Below are 18,133 nucleotides of genomic sequence, written 5' to 3'. Positions count from 1 at the left end.
CCGCCGCCGTCCAGGGCGGCGCTGCCGCGCGCGGCTAGATTCCGGCTCTTCTGGCGCGGATGAGGCGACCACCGCGTGTCGCGCCAGCATTCCCGTGCCGTTGCCGCACTGTAGTAGCAGGAGTCGAAATGTCCTCGTCGTTCGCGAAAAAGTCCCTGGCCCTCGCGGTCGGGCTAGTCCTGTCGGGCCTGTCGCAGGCCGCCACCGTCGAAACCCGCGCCGTCGCGCCGTCGCCGCCGTCGCCCCAGGCCGTGGCTGCCGCCGCCGGCGATGCCAGCCGCCTGCTGCTGCGCGCCGGCATCTTCGATCCGCTGCGCCAGCATATCGACGCCGCCGCAGTGGTGGACGGCCTCGCCGGCATACCGGCGCAGCCGCGCTACGCGATCGTGCAGTTCGGCAAGGCCGACGCCGAGGCGCGCCGCGCGCTGGAAGCCGCCGGCGTCACCTTCCTCGGCTATGTGCCCAACAATGCCTACTACGTGCGCCTCAACGGCGCCGACCTCGGCGGCGTGCGCGCCGCGGCGGGCGTGCGCTGGGCCGGCGCGGTCGCGCCGGGCCTGAAGATCGATCCGCGCCTGTGGAGCAGCAAGCGCGCCGGCCTGCGCGACCGCGGCGACGCGCGCTACAACCTCGAAATCGAAACCTTCCTCGGCGAAGACCCGGCCGCAGTGACCGCGGCGCTGCGCCGCGCGGTGGCCGATGTCGAAGTGCTCAACGTAAGCAACGACGCCCATGCGCCGCGCCGCGTGCGCTTCTCGGTCAAGGCCGGCGACATCGACGCGGCGCTGGTCGCCGCCAGCGCGCTGGATGCGGTGCAGTTCATCGCGCCCTGGGCCGAACCGCAGCTGCGCAACGCGGGCTCCGTCGCCGCGCTGCAGGGCAATGCCACCGGCGCCTGCGCCGGCAACGGCGCCATCTGCGGCCCGGCGCCGCTGTGGGATCACCAGATCTTCGGCAGCGGCCAGATCGTCGCCGTGGCCGACTCCGGCCTGGACGCCGACGAAGCCTGGTTCACCACCCTGGACAAGGGCAGCGGCCCGGTCACCGCGATCACGCCGGGCAGCTCCCCGGTGCCGCCGGCGACCGGCGCGACCTTCGCCAACAACAAGGTGTTCGCCTACTGGGTGCAGCCCGGCGCGACCACCGGCGACAACAACCTGCGCTGCCGTCCGACCAGCGCGCCCACCGGCTTCCACGGCACCCACGTCAACGGTTCGGTTGCCGGCGATGCCGCCGGCACCTTCGGTGCGAATACCTATACTGCGTCCACGCCGCTGGCGGCCAACCATGACCTCGCCGACGGCATGGCGCCCAATGCCCAGCTTCTGTTCCAGGACATCGGCAACGATTCCACCGGCTGCCTGCAGATCAACGACTGGCCCAATACGCTGCGCCAGGCCAACGCCGGCGGCGCACGCATCCACAGCAACAGCTGGGGCGGCACCACCTTCGGCGACTACGACAGCAGCGATGCCGACGTCGACCTGGTCACGCGCGACAAGGAAGACCTGCTGGTAGTGATCGCCGCCGGCAATGACGGCGACCTGAGCGAAGCCGAAGGCTGTCCGGCCGAGAACGTCGTCGGCGCGGTCTGCATAAGCTCGGTCGGCTCGCCCGGCAACGCCAAGAATGCGCTGACCGTGGGCGCGCTGCTGCACGGCGGCAGCACCTCGCTGCAGGCCTTCTCCAGCCGCGGTCCGACGCTGGACGGCCGCATCAAGCCCGACATCATGGCGCCGGGCACGTCCATCGTCTCCTCCGCCGGCGACACCAGCATCACCGCGACCGTGCAGGCGCCGGTGACCAGCACCAAGAGCGGCACTTCGATGGCCACGCCGACCATCTCCGGCAACGCCGCCCTGGTGCGCCAGTTCTTCACCGACGGCTTCTATCCGCGCGGTGCGCGCAATCCCAACGACACGCTCAATCCCAGCGGCGTGGTGATGAAGGCCGTGCTGCTCAACGGCACGCGCGTGCTGGACAACTGGCCGACCATGGACACCGGCTGGGGCCGCGCCTGGCTGGACGGCAACCTGTGGTTCTCCAACACCCTGACCGGTGGCGACGACACGCGCCGCCTGCGCCTGTTCGAGCGCACCAACGCCAGCGGCCTGAGCACCGGCGAAAGCCACAGCTACACCATCAACAACGTGGCCGCCGGCGCCGAGCTGCGCGCCACCCTAACCTGGTACGACCTGCCGGGCGTGCCGGGTTCGGCCGCGATGCTGGTCAACAACCTTGACCTGGAAGTGACCGGGCCGGGCGGCACCGTCTACCGCGGCAACGTGTTCGCCGGCGGCGTGTCCACCACCGGCGGCAGCGCCGATGCGGTCAACACGGTCGAGCAGGTGCGCCTGACTGCGCCGGCGGCCGGCGCCTACACCTTCCGCGTGATCGGCACGGCGGTGCCGGGCAACGGCTCGGAACTGTCCGACCGCCAGGGCTACGGCCTGGCCGTGTCCGGCGCCTTCGGCCTGCCTGACGGCGCGGCCTTCGCCGCGCCGACCAGCGTCGCAGTGGCCAGCAACGGCGCCGCCGGTGTCGGCATCGGCTTCGCCGCCGCGGGCGGTGCGCAGGGCTTCCAGCTGTATCGCGCCAACGGCACCTGCGCCACGGCGGCCGCCGGCGATTTCCGCCTGGTCGCCAGCGGCGCGGCTTCGCCGCTGCTGGATGACCGCACCATCGGCGGCTACCAGTACGCCTACAAGGTGCGCGGCATCAGCAACGATGTCGAAGGCACGGCCTCGGCCTGCGTGGATGTGATCTCGGCCGATACCTGCAGCCTGATGCCATCCAGCTTCGGCATCACCGGTGCCAACGGCCGCAGCGCAACCTGCGGCGTCACGGTGAACTGGGCGGCGAGTACTTCGTCCTGCCCGGCGTCCAGCGCGATCACGTACAGGCTGCTGCGCAGCGACTCGCCCGCGTTCACCGCGCCGCAGACCATCGTCTCCAACCTGGCCAGCCCGAACTGGACCGACTCCACCGTCGACAACGGCCATCCGTACTTCTACAAGGCGGTGGCGACCGACGCCTTCGGCAACGATCGTTCCTCCGGCATCATCGGCGCCACGCCCAGCGGCGCCGCCGGTCCGGATCCGCGCAGCTACCTCGACGACGCGGACACCAAGGTCTACGCCCGCCTGGAAGGTTCCTGGATCATCGCCGACACCGCCGCCGCCGATGGCACGCACAGCTATCACAGCGGTCCGGCCGGCTCCAGCGGCCCGAACTGCGCCGCCATCCACACCGAGAAGCTGGCCGTGACGGCCAACACCGTGCTGGCCTACAACGCCCGCTACAACCTCGAATCGCAATGGGATGGCGTGGTGGTCGAAGTCTCCAGCGACGACGGCGCGACCTGGACCGATCTGCCGCCGGCCGGCGGCTATCCCAGCACCTTCGCCCAGACCGGCAACCCGCCGGGCAACCTGTGCGGCTACGCCGCCTCGCACGGCGCGTTCAACGGCGCCAGCACGGCCAGCTCCAACTCCGGCTCCAACGACACGCCGGCGGGCCAGGTGGTGTTCAAGCCGTTCAGCAGCAGCCTGGCGGCCTATGCCGGCCAGAACGTGATCGTGCGCTGGCGCGTATCCAGCGATGCCAACACCGATTACGGCGGCTTCTGGCTGGATACGGTGCGCGTGGGCGATGCAGACTACGTGTTCGGCGACAAGTTCGAGCCGTCGCCGTACGTCTGCCAATAAGACGCGGCGCTAGCTGGTAGCGCCCGGCCGGGCGGCGTCGCGAGACGCCGCCCGGTTTTTTTTTTTGCGTGCTGTTGCTTTTTGCTGCGTGCCGGCGACAGGCGTTGCGGTACTGATCCGCCGCGGAGACGGCTACAGGCTGGCGGCGGAGTGCGGTGGCGTTGCGGGCTTCTGTACGCAGCCGTAAACGAAGCGGCTTCGTTGTGCTGCGCCCGTGCCAGGGACAAGGCTGCAAAATGGTTTTGTAGACATGCCGCTGGCTGCCGCTGCGCCGATGGCGAAGCGACGATGGATCGCATCGCACCGGCGGCCGGTGCGGCCATGCCGGAGCCGGCCGCCGCATCCGGCCGGACGCTCAGCCGCGCAGCGCCGCCTCGATCGTGGCGATATCGATCTTGCGCATGGTCATCATGGCGTCGAAGGCGCGCTTGGCCGCGGCCGGGTCCGGATTGGCGATGGCCTCGATCAGCACCCGCGGCGTGATCTGCCAGGACAGTCCCCATTTGTCCTTGCACCAGCCGCATTCGCTCTCGCGGCCGCCGTTGCCGACGATGGCGTTCCACAGCCGGTCGGTCTCGGCCTGATCCTCGGTGGCGATCTGGAACGAGAACGCCTCGCTGTGCTTGAACACCGGGCCGCCGTTCAGCCCGATACAGGGAATGCCCAGCACGGTGAACTCGACGGTGAGCACATCGCCTTGCTTGCCCGAAGGATAGTCGCCCGGCGCGCGGTGCACCGCGCCCACGGCGCTGTCCGGGAAGAGGCTGGCGTAGAAGGTGGCGGCGTCCAGGGCGTCGTTGTCGTACCAGAGACAGATCGTGTTCTTGTTCACCATGGGGAGGCTCCTGTAGCTGAGACGGATACGCGCGCACAGCCGAGACCGTTGCGGCGCAAGCCCGGGGGCAGTCCTGCGGGTCGCCAGGGACACTGCAATCTAGCGCGCGGGTTGTAAGCGCGGAGTGTGTGCGGGCTGGAGTATTGCGGCGGCCGGCCGGACCGAGAAGCGTGGCTATGCGGTACTCGCGGAAATCAGCGCTGGTGCGAGTTGCGCCGGTGGCGCAACAGCCACGCGGCGCGCAGAGCCGTGTCCGATGACGGCGCAGCCGTGTGCAGATGCCGGCTTGTTGCCGAAACGGTGCCGGCGGGGCCCGCAGGATGGCGGGCCCGGCCGGCGGCGCGGATCAGCGCACGAACAGCGCGATCAGGATGACGATGGGCAGCGGCACGCCCAGCAGTAGCAGCAGGATGGATCGCATTGGCTTTCTCCACTCGTTGAAAAATAGGCGGCGATTTACGCCGTTTCAGTCCACCACATCGCGGCGGCGGCCGCCCCAGGTGGCGAAATAGCTGGCGAAGAAGGCGCCGCCCAGCAGCGCGATGAACAGCCACAGCGCGGCGTAGGCAGCCGCCTTGCGCGCCTTGTCCGCGGCTTCCTTGGCCGAAGCCTTGGTCTTTTCCCAGGCTGCGTAGGCATCGCGCACGCGCTGCTCGCCTTCCGCGGCGCTGAGTCCGGTGCGTTCGGCGATCAGCTGGCCGAGATGGCGCGTGTCTTCGGCGCTGAGGGCGCCGTTGCGCGCGGCGTTGGCGAAGATGCGCGCGGCCTCGCCGTTGCGGCGCATTGCGCCGCTGTCAGGCGCCGCCGCTGTGCTGCCGTCCATGGGCACAGCGGCGGGTGCAGCGGCGCCGGGGCGGAACAGGGTATCCAGCAGATAGTCGCGGGTGGGATCGGTGCCGTTTGTTGCATCGGCGGCCATGGCGGTCGCAGCGCCGCCCATCGCGCCTGCTGCACCGCCGAGGGCCGCGCCGCCGGCCTTGAGGCCCGCGCCGGCGATGCCGCCAATAGCCGAGACAAACAAGGCCGCCGTGGCCAGGGTCGCCACCGACCAGGCGAGAAAGCCATGCGCGGTATCGCGGAAAAAGACTTCGTCGCCGTGAGTGCTGCGCCAGCGCGTGCGCAGCCGTCCCGCCAGATAGCCGCCTACGGCTGCCGCGGCAATCTGCGTCAGCGTGATCCACAGGATGGATCCCACGCCCAGGGCCTCGGCACTGGCGCCGCTGCCGGCCCAGGGCGAGATGCTGGACATGCCCAGGCCCACGCCGAGAAACGCGAGCACCAGCGACAGCGAGGCCGCGCCTGCGGCGCCGGCGAGTACGGCGCCCCAGGACACGGCGGAAAGCGGCGCGGCCGTGACGGCGGCAGCTGCTTCGACGGCGAGCGGTGCAGAGCTGTAGCTTCGTTCCATGATGTCTCCCCAGCACAATCGAGCCGGACACCGCGTCCAGCCCGTTGCGCAGAGCAGGGCATATTCCATGCCTGTGCCGGTTTGGCTTGCGTAGCGGCATTTGTTGCGTGGCGGGCGTGCAAGTCGCCTGATTCGCCGTATCGGCAGCCGGTTTCTCGCATGCTCCGCAGGTACGGAGCGGGTGCTCTGCGCTGCCGCCGCGATAGTGCCTGCAGGCGTGCGATTGCGTATCGCACTCTGTGCAGCGCGTCAGCGGCGCCGTCTGTGCTTCGCACGCTCAGGACGATTGGCGCGGCGCAGACCGGTTCCGCCGCACGGCTGCGGACCGCGGCTGTGCCGCGTCTGGTGGCGCATCGTGTGAAGAATCCGCATAAAGCACCTGGCACTGCGCACAGAAGAACGAACGCCGCCGCGTCCTGCCCAGCACGGCCAAGCTGAGCGGTATTTGGCAGCGCGGACAACGGCGCTGCGCATGCACCTGCCAGTGTTTCCTGAGCACATAGGCCTTCTTCCAGGCCAGGAAATCGAAGGCGTAGTCGCGCACCGCGCGCACCAGCTCGGCACGCCGCCGCGCCGGCATCGCGCCCAGCTGCGACAGCGGGTGCAGGCGGATGCGGAACAGCACCTCGTTTTTGATGATGTTGCCGGCGCCGGCGAAAATGTCCTGGTCCAGCACGGCGTCGCAGGCCAGCAGCGCCGGCTGCGCGGCGAGCTTGCGCCGTGCCAGGGCGGCGTCCCAGCGCTCGGAAAGAATATCGACGCGCCAGTCGTAGACCTGGTCCAGCGGTTCTTCGATCAGCCGCACCGAACAGGCATACAGATTCAGCTCGCCGGCGGCGCCGCGCAGGCTCAGGCGCGGCTTCATATTGTCGCGGCGCTCGTCGATGCGGTAGCTGCCGAACAGCAGGAAGTGCACGCGCACACTGAAGCCGTCCAGTTCGATCAGGAAATGCTTGCCCCAGGAGCGCAGGGCGACGATGGTGCGTCCTTGCAGCCGTCCGAGGTCAATGCGCGCATTGCCCGAGACATGGGTGATGCGCATGCCGGCCAGATGCGCGGCCTCCTCGCGCAGGATGACGATGGAGGGGCCTTCCGGCATGGGCGTTTGCGCCTTTCAGCCGCGCGCCGCGGTGCTTGCGCCGCTCATCGCTGCTGCTCGTCCGCGTTCCGGGAATTGCTGGTAGTGAGCGCCTGTTCCACGCGCTGGCGGCAGGCTTCCTGCTGTTCCGTCGGCTGGCGGCGGCAGGCGGCCAGCGCATCTTCGCGCTGCTGCTGCGGTGGGTTGCGCGAATTGTCGGCCGGATCGCTGTCGCGGGATTCGTTCACCGGCGGCGCCCGCGGTACCAGACCGACCTGGCCCTGGGGATTGGGATTGTCATTGGACGGCGCGGGCGACTGCGGCGGTTCAGCCTTGCTCGGAGTGTTGTCGCTGGCCAGCGGCGAGCGGGACCGCGGCATATCGTTCGGCTGCTCGGGCTGGCAGGCGGCCAGCCCGGCCAGTGCAGCGAGCAGGGCGATGGCAGACAGGCGGGGCATGGCGTATCTCCTGGGGTTTGGCGGCGCTGCGGTGCGGCGCTTGCGTGGCGGACTGCTGCGGGCTCATGCCGGAATTCCCGCACAGGCCGTGCCAGCGCAGCCGGCGGTGTGTGCCGCCGCAGCGCGTTGTCGCGGCGACGCCAGTGCACGATGTCGCGGTCGCCCAATTGCAAAATGCGCTGGCGGGCTGCACGGCATGGGCAACGACCGAAACCCTGCCCGGTTGCGGCGGATATGCCCGTGCCGGCATGCGCGCCGCGCCGCGGCGAAACTGCGCCCGGCGGGCTGTTCCATGCCTGCTAAGATGCCGCGCAGACGCAGATCCCGGACCGGACCACGGAATCAATCAGTGGATATTTTCAAATTGCGCCAGGGCCGCGAGCCGCCCCTGCAGCTGACCGCCGAAAAATTCCACGACGCGACTGGCAAGAAATGGCCGTGGTACCAGAACAACAACGGCCCCAGGCACTACGCCGTCTGTCCCGAGTGCGACAACCCGTTGCATATCATCAATCTCGATTCGGACCGGAAAGTCGATGCGGCCGGCCGCGCCATGCCGCTCTACGCCCGGCATGCTTCCACGTCCGTCGCCGGCATAGCCGACTACGACGCCGCCGAATACGAAGCCTGCACGCTGGCCAATCCGAAGAGTTTCGGCGGCAAGAGCAAGACCCGGCCGTCCGCCTCGGCACAGGCCATCATCGCGCATCTGGTGGAATTCGCCGACCTGGTGCAATGGCAGGCCGAACGCTTCCTCGGCCTGCGCCTGTCCGACAGCGAATTCAGCAAGATCCTGGAGGCCTTCCGCCAGCAGCAAGGCCAGTTCTACCGCGAGGTCAGCACCTCGAATCTTCCCTACGCGCTGCTGTACATGGCCGGCAACCAGCGCCTGTTCCAGCCCCGCGTCACGCCGGATTCGCCGTTCCGCAGCGCGGTGGAGACGTCGGAAAACTTCCGCGTCGTCGACGGCGTGGTCAGGCGCGTGACCGGGGTCAAGGCGACGCTGGGCTTCTACGTGACCGCGCACAGGATAGAAAAAGCGGGGCAGGGCCATACGCAGAAAATGACCCTGGTGATCGAGGAGACGATTCACCAGCCGGGCGCACCGGAGCCCGAACGCCATGTCCTGCTGCGGCAGGAGCGCGAACTGGAAATCAGCTATTTCTGCCGCAGCGTGGGCAAGCGCATCCGTCTGCGGCAGCTGGCCGAAGCGGTGTTTGCGCCCGGAGCGGAGCGCGCGCCGGAATGACGCCCGGTGCACCAAGGTCAGGCCGGGCCGCCCGCCAGTTTCTCCAGCGCCCGGGCCAGCCGCTGCCCGTCGCCCGCCTGGACGCCGGGCAGCGGCTCAGTCGAACCCGCCGCGGAAGATCCCGCGCACATCCGGGCCGTCGCTGGCCGTATCGTTGCTGCTGTCGGTATCGCGCCAGCTGGGCGGTACGCTGACTGTCGCCGTATTGGTCAGCGCGCTTTCCGGCAGCGCCGGCACGTTCACGCTCAGCGCGATCAGCAGGCTGCTGCCGGCGGGCAGGTCGGCGTTGAAGTCGATATCGCCGGTGCCGCTGGCCGGGCATTGCGCACCGCCGCTGCCGGCGCAGGTCCATTGCAGCGCGCCCACGTCGGCTGCGGTGCTGTCCGTGATGCGCGCGCCAGTCACGCCGGTGGTGCTCTGGTTGGCTACGGCAATGTGGTAGACGATGTTGCTGCCGCCGCGGATGAAGTCGACCTCGTTGCTGACGCTGACGGCGAGATCCGTCGCCGGCCGCGGCTGCACCAGCACGGGCGCGGATGCCGCACCGATGCCGACCTGGTTGTAGGCGCTGACCGTGCAGCTGTACACGCTGTTGTCGTCCAGGCCTTCCACCACCAGCGGCGGCTGTATGCCGACCAGCATCAGGTCGCCGGGCTGGCAATAGGCGTGATAGCCGCTGATATCGCCGCCGCCGGCATCCGGCGGATCGAAATACAGGCTTACCGTGCCGTCGCCACGCACGGCGGCGGCAATAACCGGCGCGGCGGGTACGGTCATGGGCGTCACTGCGGCGGACGGCGCCGAAGCGGGGCCGTTGCCGCTGGCATTGCTCGCGTACACGCTGCACTGCACGGCCTGGCCGTTGGGCAGGCCTTCTACGGTGAGCGGCGATGCCGGGCCGGTCCTGCTGCCGGCACCGCAGTTCGCGGTGTAGCCGGTGATCGCGGCGCCGCCGTTGCTTGCCGGCGTATCGAAGGCGACCGTCACGCTGGCATTGCCGGCAGCAACATCGGTGATCGTCGGTGCGCCGGGCACCGCCGCCGGCGTCACCAGATACGGCGGTGAAGGCGTGCCATTGCCGCGGTCGTTGCTGGCGTAGAGCTGGCAGGTGACGGCGATACCGTTGGTCAGCCCGGTCACGACCACGGGCGGGACCGGCGCATTGCCGCTCTGCGCGCCGCAGGTGGCGGTATAGCCGGTGATGGGCCGGCCGCCGTCGGAGAAGGGCGGATTGAAGCTCAAGGTCACGCGCCGGTCGCCCGGCATGACGCTGATATGGGTGGGAGTGCCCGGCGGCGTATACGGCGTGACAAAGTTGGTCACGCCGCCGGAGAACACCGCGGTCGGCAGGGTCGCGACCACCACGTTCGCGGCGCCGTCGAACACGCTGATGGAACCGGGATTGCCGAAGTTGCCCGCATTCAGCGCGTAGAGCATGCGCCCGTCCGGATCGGCGGCGACGCCGAACGGCCGGTGGCCCACCGGCAGATTGTTGAGCGGGAAGCCCATCGTGGTATCGACGATGGAGACCGTATCCGAGGCGCTGTTGGCCGTGTACAGGCGCGAGCCGTCGCCGTTGAGCGCAATGCCGACCGGGCTGTTGCCCACGGGCCAGCGCGTGAGCACGTTGTCGCTGGCAGTGTCTATCACCGAGACGTTGGCGCCGGAAAAATTGGTCACGTAGGCGCGGCTGCCGTCGGGGCTGAACACGATGGCCCAGGGGCTGATGCCGACATCGGCAATCGTGTTGACGACGCTGTTGCTGGCCGTGTCGATCACGCTGATCGAATTGGCTGCGCCGTTGCTGACATAGGCGCGGGTGCCGGCGGGATTGACGGCGACGAAGGAGGCATCCGGCGTGGCGATGGTGGCGACGATGCTGTAATCGGCGAGGTCGATGACGCTGACATCGTTGCTGTCCACGTTGGCCACATAGGCCCGCGTACCGGCCGGATTGACCGCGATGCCGTAGGGGCCCTGGCCGACAGTGACTGTCGCGACCACGCTGTTGCCGGCGGTCTCGATCACGCTGACCGTGCCGCTGCCGCGGTTGCCGACCAGGGCGCGGCCGCCGTCCGGGGTGATGGTGACGGGGAACGGCTGGTCGCCGACCGGCACCGTCGCCACCAGCAGGCGCGTGGCGGCGTCGAACACGGAAATATCGTCGGTCAGGTTGTTCGCGACATAGATGAACGGCGCCGCGCACGCCGAGCTGGCGCATACGCTCAGCAGCGCGGCAGCGAGGGCGCGCTGCGCGCGCGGACGGACAGGCAGGGACATGGCGGTTTCCTCGCTGGGAGCTGGCTGCCGGCAGGTTCCGGCATGGCGCCTTTAGCGTTTTCGCGAGGGGCCGACTGTCACGGACTGCGCACTTGCCTGGGCCGTGCCGCTGCGCCGGCGTGCCGCGGGATGGCAGGCGGGCGCGGCGCAGGCCGCCGCCGCTAGCGCGCCAGCGCCTGCAAGGTCTCCAGCCGGTCCGCCTCGGCCGCGGTCTTGTCCCGGCGCCAGCGCAGGACGCGCGGAAAGCGCACGGCGATGCCGGACTTGTGCCGGCTGGAACGATTGACCACTTCGAAGCCCAGCTCGAACACCTGCAGCGGCTGCACTGCGCGCACCGGGCCATAGCGCTCGGTGGTATGGGCGCGGATCCAGCGGTCGAGTTCGAGGATTTCCGCATCCGACAAGCCGGAATACGCCTTGGCCACCGGCACCAGCGCATCGTCCCGCCACAGGCCGAAGGTGTAGTCGGTATACAAGGTGCTGCGGCGGCCGCTGCCGGACTGGGCGTAGAGCAGTACGGCATCGACGCTGAGCGGATCCAGCTTCCACTTCCACCAGGCGCCGCGGCGGCGGCCGGCCTGGTAGGGCGAGCTGCGCCGCTTCAGCATCAGGCCCTCGACGCCGCGTTCGCGTGCGCTGTCGCGCAGTGCGGCGGCCTGGCTCCAGTCGGCAGCCGCCACTGCCGGCGACAGCTGCAGGCGCGGGTCGGCGCAGGCGGCGAGAATCTGCTGCAGCGCGTCGCGCCGCTGGTGCAGCGGACGCGCGCGCCAGTCTTCGCCTTCGCATTCGAGCAGGTCGTAGGCCAGCACCCGCGCCGGCGCCTGGGCCAGCACCTTGGGGCCGGGCTTGCGCCGCTGTATGCGGGTCTGCAGTGCGGTGAACGGCAGCGGCTGCGCGGCTTCGGCCGGCCAGGCCAGCAGTTCGCCGTCGATCACGCAGCCGTGCGGCAATTGCCGCGCTGCTGCCTCGATTTCCGGAAAGCGGCCGTCCAGGCGTTCCTCGCCGCGCGACCACAGCGCGATCTCCGCGCCGCGGCGGATCAGCTGCAGGCGTATGCCGTCCCATTTCCATTCCAGCAGCCAGTCGCCGATGTCGCCCAGCGTCCCGGCCGGCGCTTCCAGCGGCGAAGCCAGGAAGAACGGATAGGGCTGGGCGCGGTCCGCGGCGGTTTGCTGCGGCGACAGCAACTGGGCGAGGAAACCCGGCCCGGGCTGCCAGGCGCCAAGCATGCGCTGGGCGATCAGCGCAATGTCGATGCCGCCGAGTTCGGCCAGCGCCTGCTGCACCAGCCGCTGCGATACGCCGACGCGCAGGGAGCCGGTGAGCAATTTGTTGAAAACCAGGCGTTGTTCACTGTCCAGCACGGCCCAGGCGCCGGTCACGAGTTCGCGCCGCGCCGCCGCATCCTGGCCGGCCACGGCGAGCAGGCGGTCCTCGATCCACACATGCAGCGGCGTGTCGTCGTGGGCGGCGGGATCGTCCAGCAGCAGGGACAGGGTTTCGGCGAGGTCGCCCACGTGCGCGCGGCATTCCTCGACCAGCCACGCGGGCAGATTCGCGACTTCGCCGATCCAGGCCAGCAGCTCGCCGCTGCCGGCGATGCGCGCCCCGGCGCCGCCGATCTTGCCGCCGGCCAGCAGCCACAGCGCCCAGGCCGCATCGGCCGGCGGCGCGGTGCGGAAATAGTCCACCAGCGCGGCGCGCTTGTCGGACGTTGCCGTGCTGCGGTCGAGACGGCGGTAGAGGGCGACGAAGCGGCGCATCAGTCTTCGCTGCCGAAGCGTGTGTCGAAGGTGCCGGCTGCGAGGCCGCGTTCGCCGAGCAGGCGCACCAGCGCGTCGCCGGCGCCGTGGGTGACGATGATGCGCCGGGCGCGGCTCTGCTCGATGCTCTGCAGCAGGGCTGGCCAGTCGGCGTGATCGGATACGACGAAGCCGCGCTCCACATGCCGCCGGCGCCGGTTGCCGCGCACCTGCATCCAGCCCGAGGCGAATGCCGTCTGCACGCGGCGGAAGCGGCGCATCCACGGGCTGCCCGCGGCCGAGGGGGGCGCCAGTACCAGCGCGCCGGCGTAACCGCCGCCGCGCGGGGCCTGTTCGGCCACGGTCCCGGTCGGAAGCAGCTCCACACCGGCCGCGCGATAGACCTCCACACCCGCAGCGATGGCGCCATGCAGCAGCGCCGGCTGGTCCGTATGCGCGCGCAGCTCCGCCAGCAGCCGCTGCGCCTTGCCCAGGGCATAGCAGAACAGCACGGCCGCCTCGCCGCGCGCGGCGCATTCCTCGCGCCAGGCGACGATGTCGCGCGCCACCGCGGCCGTCTCCGGCCAGCGGTAGACGGGCAGGGCGAAAGTGGCTTCGGTGACGAACACATCGCAGCTCTGCGGTGCGAACGGCGCGCAGGTCGGATCGGGCTGGCGCTTGTAGTCGCCCGAAACCACCCAGACCGTGCCGCCGCACTCGATGCGCACCTGGGCCGATCCCAGCACATGCCCGGCCGGATGCAGCGATACCCGCGTGCGCCCCAGCGCGAACGGTTCGCCGTAGTCGAACGCGCGGTAGTCCTGCGCCCCCAGCCGCCATTGCAGGATGGGCAGGCCTGCCGCGCTGGTGTAGTAGCAGCCCATGCCCGGCCGCGCGTGGTCGCCGTGTCCATGCGTGATGACCGCGCGGGCCACCGGCTGCCACGGATCGACATGGAAATCGCCGGCGGGGCAATACAGGCCGGCGGGAGTGGCGATGACCAGGTCGTCGGCGTCGGCGGGCACGGCGGCGTTCCGGGCTAAGGATGCGGCCACCAGAACATGCGGCCGGTGAGACCGCTGTGAACCCGGTCCGCGATCTTGCGATTTGCGCTTCCCGGCATCGCGCCGTCCGGCAGACTGCACGGACCTGACCGTGCCGAAGCGCGCCGCGGCGCGGTTTCCGGCTGGCATCGGCTTTGCGGATCTCCCGGCAGTTTCCGCCGGAGCACTGCGCCGCCATGGATCTGCGCGTCATCGTCAGAAGCGTGCTTGCTGCCGCTGTGCTGTATGCCGCGTGCGCGGGCGGCGCCGCGGCGGCGAACCTCGCGCGCTGCGTCGGCGCCTACGGCGAGCCTATGTTTACCCAGCAGTGTCCGGGGCTGCCGGCGGCGGCGCGGCCGCGCGATGCCGGCTTGCAGGCCGCGCCGCCCACGGCACCGCGCACGGCGGCGCGCAGCCCGGCGGCGGCATTCTGCGCGCGTTCGCCGCAGGCGCTGGCCGCGCAGGTGCAGGCGGCGATCCATGCGCGCAACGGCGTGCGCCTGTCGGGCTATGCGCTGTGGCGCGGCAGGTCCAGCGGCGGCGTGCGCGGCGATGTGCGTGGCTTGCTGCAGGTGATCCGCTCGGGTTTCGCCGATGTGCAGCTGCTGCAGCGGCCCGGAGTGCCGGACCTGCCGCAGGACGATGCGGCGGCGTTCGCGGCCGGCCGCAGGCCCGCAGCAGCTTCCGACCACGAATACGCCCTGGTCATCACCTCGCTCGATCAGCGGCGCGACGCGCTGCGCAGCAATGAGCGCAGTTTCGGCGTGACCCGCGACCACGGCTGCTATTGGCTGACTCTGGCGCCGGCGGCGTGGCTGGCCGACGCGCCGCACAGCGCCGCGGCCGGCGCGGAGGGCGGCGGCACCGCGCTGGCCTGGGACAGCCGCTGAGGCGCGGCGGAGCCGGTTTCGACGTTGCAGGATTTCCAGCGAGGGGAGAGTGCCATGTCTGTCAGTCGCAATACCGCATTGCCGCTGTTTGCCTTTGTCGCGGTCCTGTCCATGGCCGAGCCGCCGGCGCGGGCCGCCGCGTCGCTGGTCACCGCGCCGCAGGGCGGCGTGGCGCGCTGGGACGGGTTGCAGGCCAGGACCTGCGGCATCTACGGCAAACGCTACGCGGCCATTGCCGGCAGCTGCTACTACCCGGTGGATATCCGCGCGCGGCCGGGCCGCTACGAGATCGCGCTGTGGGACGGCGAGGGCCGCCAGCATCTGGGCACGCTGGTGGTGGAAGATGCCAGGTTTCCCGAAGTGGAAATGGAGCTTCCGGCGGAACTCAATCGCTATGTCGAGGTTTCCGCCGAGGACCGCGCCCGCGCCAGCCGCGAAAGCGCCGCGGTGCGCAAGGTGCTGGCGGGCTCCGACAGCGCGCCGCGCTTCACCCTGCCGCTGGGCAAGCCGGCGCAGAGCCTGCCGCGCAGCGAGGACGATTTCGGCAGCCGGCGGCTCTTCAACGGCAAACACGCCAGCGTGCACAGCGGGCGCGACTATCCGGTGGGCGACGGCAATGCGGTACGTGCAGTGGCCGATGGGCGCGTGGTGCTGGCGGCGGATCATTTCTTCACTGGCAACGCCGTCTATATCGACCACGGCGGCGGCCTGGTCAGCATGAACTTCCATCTGAAATCGCTGGACGTCGCCGCCGGCGATGAGGTCAAGCGCGGCCAGCCCATCGGCAAGATCGGCGCCACCGGCCGTGCAACCGGCCCGCATCTGCATCTGGGCCTGCGCTGGCTGGGCAAGCGCATCGACCCGGCGCTGCTGCTGGAAGCGCCGTCGACGCTGCCCAGCGTCAGCGATACGCATGGCGAGGCGGAAGAAAAGATCCGCGCCGCCGAAGGCAGGGAGCCGGATGAATCGGATGCACCGCTGGATGACGAGGGCTGAGCGGCAGCGGCCAGCGGAAACGCCGCAGGCCGCCATCACCACACCCGGCGACTTGCGCCACTGCGGCATTGCTGCGGTGAGCAGCAGCAATGCCCGGTGCTGCCCGCGCATGCGCGTGCAGCGTCTACTGGAAACCGTTGGCGAAGATCAGATCGCCCTGGTATTCCAGCGTGATGTCATCGAACCAGGCGCTGATCGCGTGTGCGGTGGTGACGCCGCCGTCCTCGGCGATCAGCGTGATCGTGATGGAGCTGGCGGATGCGAAATCGAACTGCGCTGCCGGCACTTCGATCACCGCCGCTGCCGCCGCCGTGCCCCAGCTGGTTCCCGAGCCTATGCGCAGTTCGCCGGCGGCGCTGACCACGCCGCTGGTGCAGTTCTCCGTGCCGGCGCTGCGGAATTCCCAGCCCAGCACCGCGTAGTCGCGCGAAGCGAAGGTATTGCCGCCGGCGTGCCCGCGGCCGTTGAGCAGGTAGCGGCCAGGGCCGGGCAGGTGGATGCACTGCTGCCCCAGCACCACCCGGTCGGACGGGGCGCTGTTGCTGCTGTACATCCATGAACCGGAGCCGGCGTTGAGCGTGACATTCTGCGTGCCGTCCCACTCGCCGGCGAGTTTGGTCCACAGGCGCAGGTCGGCGAAGTCGAAGTCGCCGCTGAGCACCAGCGGCTGCACGCTGCCGCGTTCGAAGGCGCCAATGTCGCGCGCGCCGACCAGGTTGAACTTTGCCGGCAAGTCGACGTCGCGCGGCTGGGCATAGGCATCGCGGTCGTCGCCCGGAAGGCTGGGCGCATGGTCGACCGCGCCGGAGCCGGCACGCAGGCGGAAGTCGTCATGCGCCGGGTCGATGAAGCGCGGATTGAAGCTGAGCGCGGTGAAGGGATCGCCGATGCTGCCGTTTTCGCTGGCATCGAGGTATTCGGCCGTCACCGAACCGCCGGCGCGCGACAGGATCGCAGTGCCGGGCTGCCACAGGATGGAGCGCTGGAGACTCAGCGCGCTGTTCACGCCGCGCAGGACCGCGCTGCCGCCGCCGATGCTGTTGCCGGCGATGGTGGAATCCGACAGCAGCAGCGGCCCGTCTGTCTGCTGGATCAGGTCGCTGGCGGTCTGGTTGCCGCTGAACACGGCGCGGTGCAGCTGGGTATCGGCCGCGCCGCCGATCACCGAGGCCGCGCTGTTGTCCTGGATCAGCACCCCGCCGCGCGGATCCGGCGGCGCCGAGGACGGCAGATAACCCAGCTGCAGCGTCGCGCCGTCTTCGCCGTAGATGATGGCGCCCGTAGTGGCGGTGTTCTGCACGATGCGGCCGCAATGCTTGCCGATCGGGCAGTCCGCCGCCGCTGCCGGCTTGCTGCCGAAATTGAAAAAGAAGCCGGCATTGGCGCCGACGTAGACCGCGCCGCCGTCGGGGGCCGAATTGTTGTCCAGCGTTACGTTCCACAGCTCGGCGGCGGAATTGGCGGATTTGACGTGGATTGCGCCGCCGCGCAGCGATGCGGTGTTGTAGCGGATGCCGGCCTGGCGCGACGGATCCGTGGTGTAGAACTGCAGCCGTGCCGTGTTGGCCCCGTCGATCGCCACGCCGCCGCCGTAGATCGCGTCGTTGTCGTAGAGCGCGCCGAATGCGGGGACGCCGCTGCCGATGTAGGCGTAGCTGGCCCGGTTGCCGGAGTAGATATGCAGCCCGCCGCCGTAGCCGCCGGTGCCGCCGTTGCCCAGCGCATGGTTGCCGGTGAGGATGCTGTTGGCTTCCAGCATCGACATCTCGATCCCGTCGGCGACCACGCCGCCGCCGCTGTAGCGCGCCGTGTTGTTGCTGATGGCCACGTTGGCGCCGATCACCAGTTCCGTGGTCGAGTCGGTGCCTTCGGCGTAGATGCCGCCGCCGTAGCCGGCGCTGTTCTGCGTAATCAGGCTGTCGCTGATCTCCAGGATGCCGCCGCCGCGGAAATAGATGCCGCCGCCCCTGCCTGCGCCGTCTTCGTCGCCGCCGCTCACGGTGAGCCGGCGCAGGCGCACGATGGCGCCGGTATTGGCGGTGATGCGGAAGACCGGGTCGGTCACGCCGCCGGTGCCGCTGACCACGGTATTGGTCGCGTCCGCGGCGGCCGTGCAGTCGAGATAGCCGCCTTCGATGGTGAGTTCCTGGCCGGTGGTGACCGAGTTGGCTTCCGGTCCATAGGTCAGCGAGCGCGTGAGCCGTATGGTGTCGGCGCCGGCGCTGGTTTCTGCCGCGTTGATGGCGGCCTGGATGGTGCCGTGGGTGCAGGCGCCGATGGGCGTGCCTACGGTCAAGACCAGGGCCTGGGCGGTGCCGGCCGTGGTAACGGCCAGCACGGCGGCAGCGATGGCCTGGGGCCGCTTGTTCAGACGCGAGGCTTGCATGGGGCGCTCCTGCTGTCGGTTTTTCCCGCGCAACAGGCTGCATGGCGGCGGCGTCCGTGCC

Annotated in this window: 12 protein-coding genes; 4 read left to right on the top strand and 8 right to left on the bottom strand. The window is 69.9% G+C overall.

Annotation, left to right across the window (positions count from 1 at the left end; genetic code table 11):
• The first annotated feature begins 128 nt into the window (after positions 1–128).
• Positions 129–3,707, top strand: a complete 3,579-nt coding sequence (locus NM961_RS12510) for a S8 family serine peptidase (RefSeq protein WP_255914723.1) — start codon at positions 129–131, stop codon at positions 3,705–3,707.
• Between the two features lie 355 nt (positions 3,708–4,062).
• Here NM961_RS12510 and NM961_RS12505 read toward each other — a convergent pair whose 3' ends face one another.
• From NM961_RS12505 to NM961_RS12490, 4 genes are all read right to left on the bottom strand, one after another.
• Complete coding sequence (locus NM961_RS12505; protein ID WP_255914722.1) at positions 4,063–4,542, bottom strand: VOC family protein; 480 nt, start codon at positions 4,540–4,542, stop codon at positions 4,063–4,065.
• Positions 4,543–5,008: 466 nt separating this feature from the next.
• Positions 5,009–5,950, bottom strand: a complete 942-nt coding sequence (locus NM961_RS12500; protein WP_255914721.1) for a hypothetical protein — start codon at positions 5,948–5,950, stop codon at positions 5,009–5,011.
• Positions 5,951–6,227: 277 nt separating this feature from the next.
• Positions 6,228–7,049, bottom strand: a complete 822-nt coding sequence (locus tag NM961_RS12495; RefSeq protein WP_255914720.1) for a DNA-formamidopyrimidine glycosylase family protein — start codon at positions 7,047–7,049, stop codon at positions 6,228–6,230.
• A 44-nt stretch (positions 7,050–7,093) separates the two neighbouring features.
• The gene (locus tag NM961_RS12490) at positions 7,094–7,486 is read right to left on the bottom strand and encodes a hypothetical protein (protein WP_255914719.1); all 393 of its coding nucleotides are present in this window, start codon (positions 7,484–7,486) and stop codon (positions 7,094–7,096) included.
• 349 nt (positions 7,487–7,835) lie between these two features.
• Here NM961_RS12490 and NM961_RS12485 point away from each other — a divergent pair, with 349 nt between their 5' ends.
• Complete coding sequence (locus NM961_RS12485; RefSeq protein WP_255914718.1) at positions 7,836–8,735, top strand: hypothetical protein; 900 nt, start codon at positions 7,836–7,838, stop codon at positions 8,733–8,735.
• A 96-nt stretch (positions 8,736–8,831) separates the two neighbouring features.
• On the opposite strand, the gene NM961_RS12480 is transcribed toward NM961_RS12485, so the two are convergent.
• The 3 genes from NM961_RS12480 to NM961_RS12470 all read right to left on the bottom strand — a co-directional run bounded on the left by NM961_RS12480 (position 8,832) and on the right by NM961_RS12470 (position 13,782).
• Positions 8,832–11,015 (bottom strand): fibronectin type III domain-containing protein, encoded by a 2,184-nt coding sequence (locus NM961_RS12480; protein WP_255914717.1) that lies wholly within the window; start codon positions 11,013–11,015, stop codon positions 8,832–8,834.
• A 161-nt stretch (positions 11,016–11,176) separates the two neighbouring features.
• Positions 11,177–12,778: an ATP-dependent DNA ligase gene (locus tag NM961_RS12475; RefSeq protein WP_255914716.1), complete on the bottom strand. Its 1,602-nt coding sequence runs from the start codon at positions 12,776–12,778 to the stop codon at positions 11,177–11,179.
• Positions 12,778–13,782 carry a ligase-associated DNA damage response exonuclease gene (locus tag NM961_RS12470; RefSeq protein ID WP_255914715.1) on the bottom strand — a complete coding sequence of 335 codons (1,005 nt, stop codon included), beginning with the start codon at positions 13,780–13,782 and terminating at the stop codon, positions 12,778–12,780. The genes NM961_RS12475 and NM961_RS12470 overlap by 1 nt, the downstream gene beginning before the upstream one ends.
• A gap of 215 nt (positions 13,783–13,997) precedes the next feature.
• Here NM961_RS12470 and NM961_RS12465 point away from each other — a divergent pair, with 215 nt between their 5' ends.
• Positions 13,998–14,690 carry a hypothetical protein gene (locus NM961_RS12465; protein ID WP_255914714.1) on the top strand — a complete coding sequence of 231 codons (693 nt, stop codon included), beginning with the start codon at positions 13,998–14,000 and terminating at the stop codon, positions 14,688–14,690.
• Positions 14,691–14,744: 54 nt separating this feature from the next.
• A complete protein-coding gene (locus NM961_RS12460) occupies positions 14,745–15,686 on the top strand; it encodes a M23 family metallopeptidase (RefSeq protein ID WP_255914713.1) in 942 nt (313 codons plus the stop codon).
• 124 nt (positions 15,687–15,810) lie between these two features.
• Here the strand turns inward: NM961_RS12460 and NM961_RS12455 are convergent, their stop codons facing one another.
• Positions 15,811–18,072 carry a right-handed parallel beta-helix repeat-containing protein gene (locus NM961_RS12455; RefSeq protein ID WP_255914712.1) on the bottom strand — a complete coding sequence of 754 codons (2,262 nt, stop codon included), beginning with the start codon at positions 18,070–18,072 and terminating at the stop codon, positions 15,811–15,813.
• Between the last annotated feature and the right edge of the window lie 61 nt (positions 18,073–18,133).

The sequence above is a fragment of the Tahibacter harae genome (assembly GCF_024437735.1).
GTDB classification, from domain to species: domain Bacteria; phylum Pseudomonadota; class Gammaproteobacteria; order Xanthomonadales; family Rhodanobacteraceae; genus Tahibacter; species Tahibacter harae.
The sequence above is the reverse complement of the archived record's forward strand: the minus strand, read 5'-3'. Positions and strand labels throughout refer to the sequence as shown.

Bases quoted from the DNA above. Each gene is read 5' to 3' on its own strand.
- NM961_RS12455 (WP_255914712.1), bottom strand. From the start codon at position 18,072: ATGCAAGCCTCGCGTCTGAACAAGCGGCCCCAGGCCATCGCTGCCGCC.
- NM961_RS12505 (WP_255914722.1), bottom strand. From the start codon at position 4,542: ATGGTGAACAAGAACACGATCTGTCTCTGGTACGACAACGACGCCCTG.
- NM961_RS12495 (WP_255914720.1), bottom strand. From the start codon at position 7,049: ATGCCGGAAGGCCCCTCCATCGTCATCCTGCGCGAGGAGGCCGCGCAT.
- NM961_RS12490 (WP_255914719.1), bottom strand. From the start codon at position 7,486: ATGCCCCGCCTGTCTGCCATCGCCCTGCTCGCTGCACTGGCCGGGCTG.
- NM961_RS12475 (WP_255914716.1), bottom strand. From the start codon at position 12,778: ATGCGCCGCTTCGTCGCCCTCTACCGCCGTCTCGACCGCAGCACGGCA.
- NM961_RS12465 (WP_255914714.1), top strand. From the start codon at position 13,998: ATGGATCTGCGCGTCATCGTCAGAAGCGTGCTTGCTGCCGCTGTGCTG.
- NM961_RS12460 (WP_255914713.1), top strand. From the start codon at position 14,745: ATGTCTGTCAGTCGCAATACCGCATTGCCGCTGTTTGCCTTTGTCGCG.
- NM961_RS12480 (WP_255914717.1), bottom strand. From the start codon at position 11,015: ATGTCCCTGCCTGTCCGTCCGCGCGCGCAGCGCGCCCTCGCTGCCGCG.
- NM961_RS12510 (WP_255914723.1), top strand. From the start codon at position 129: ATGTCCTCGTCGTTCGCGAAAAAGTCCCTGGCCCTCGCGGTCGGGCTA.
- NM961_RS12500 (WP_255914721.1), bottom strand. From the start codon at position 5,950: ATGGAACGAAGCTACAGCTCTGCACCGCTCGCCGTCGAAGCAGCTGCC.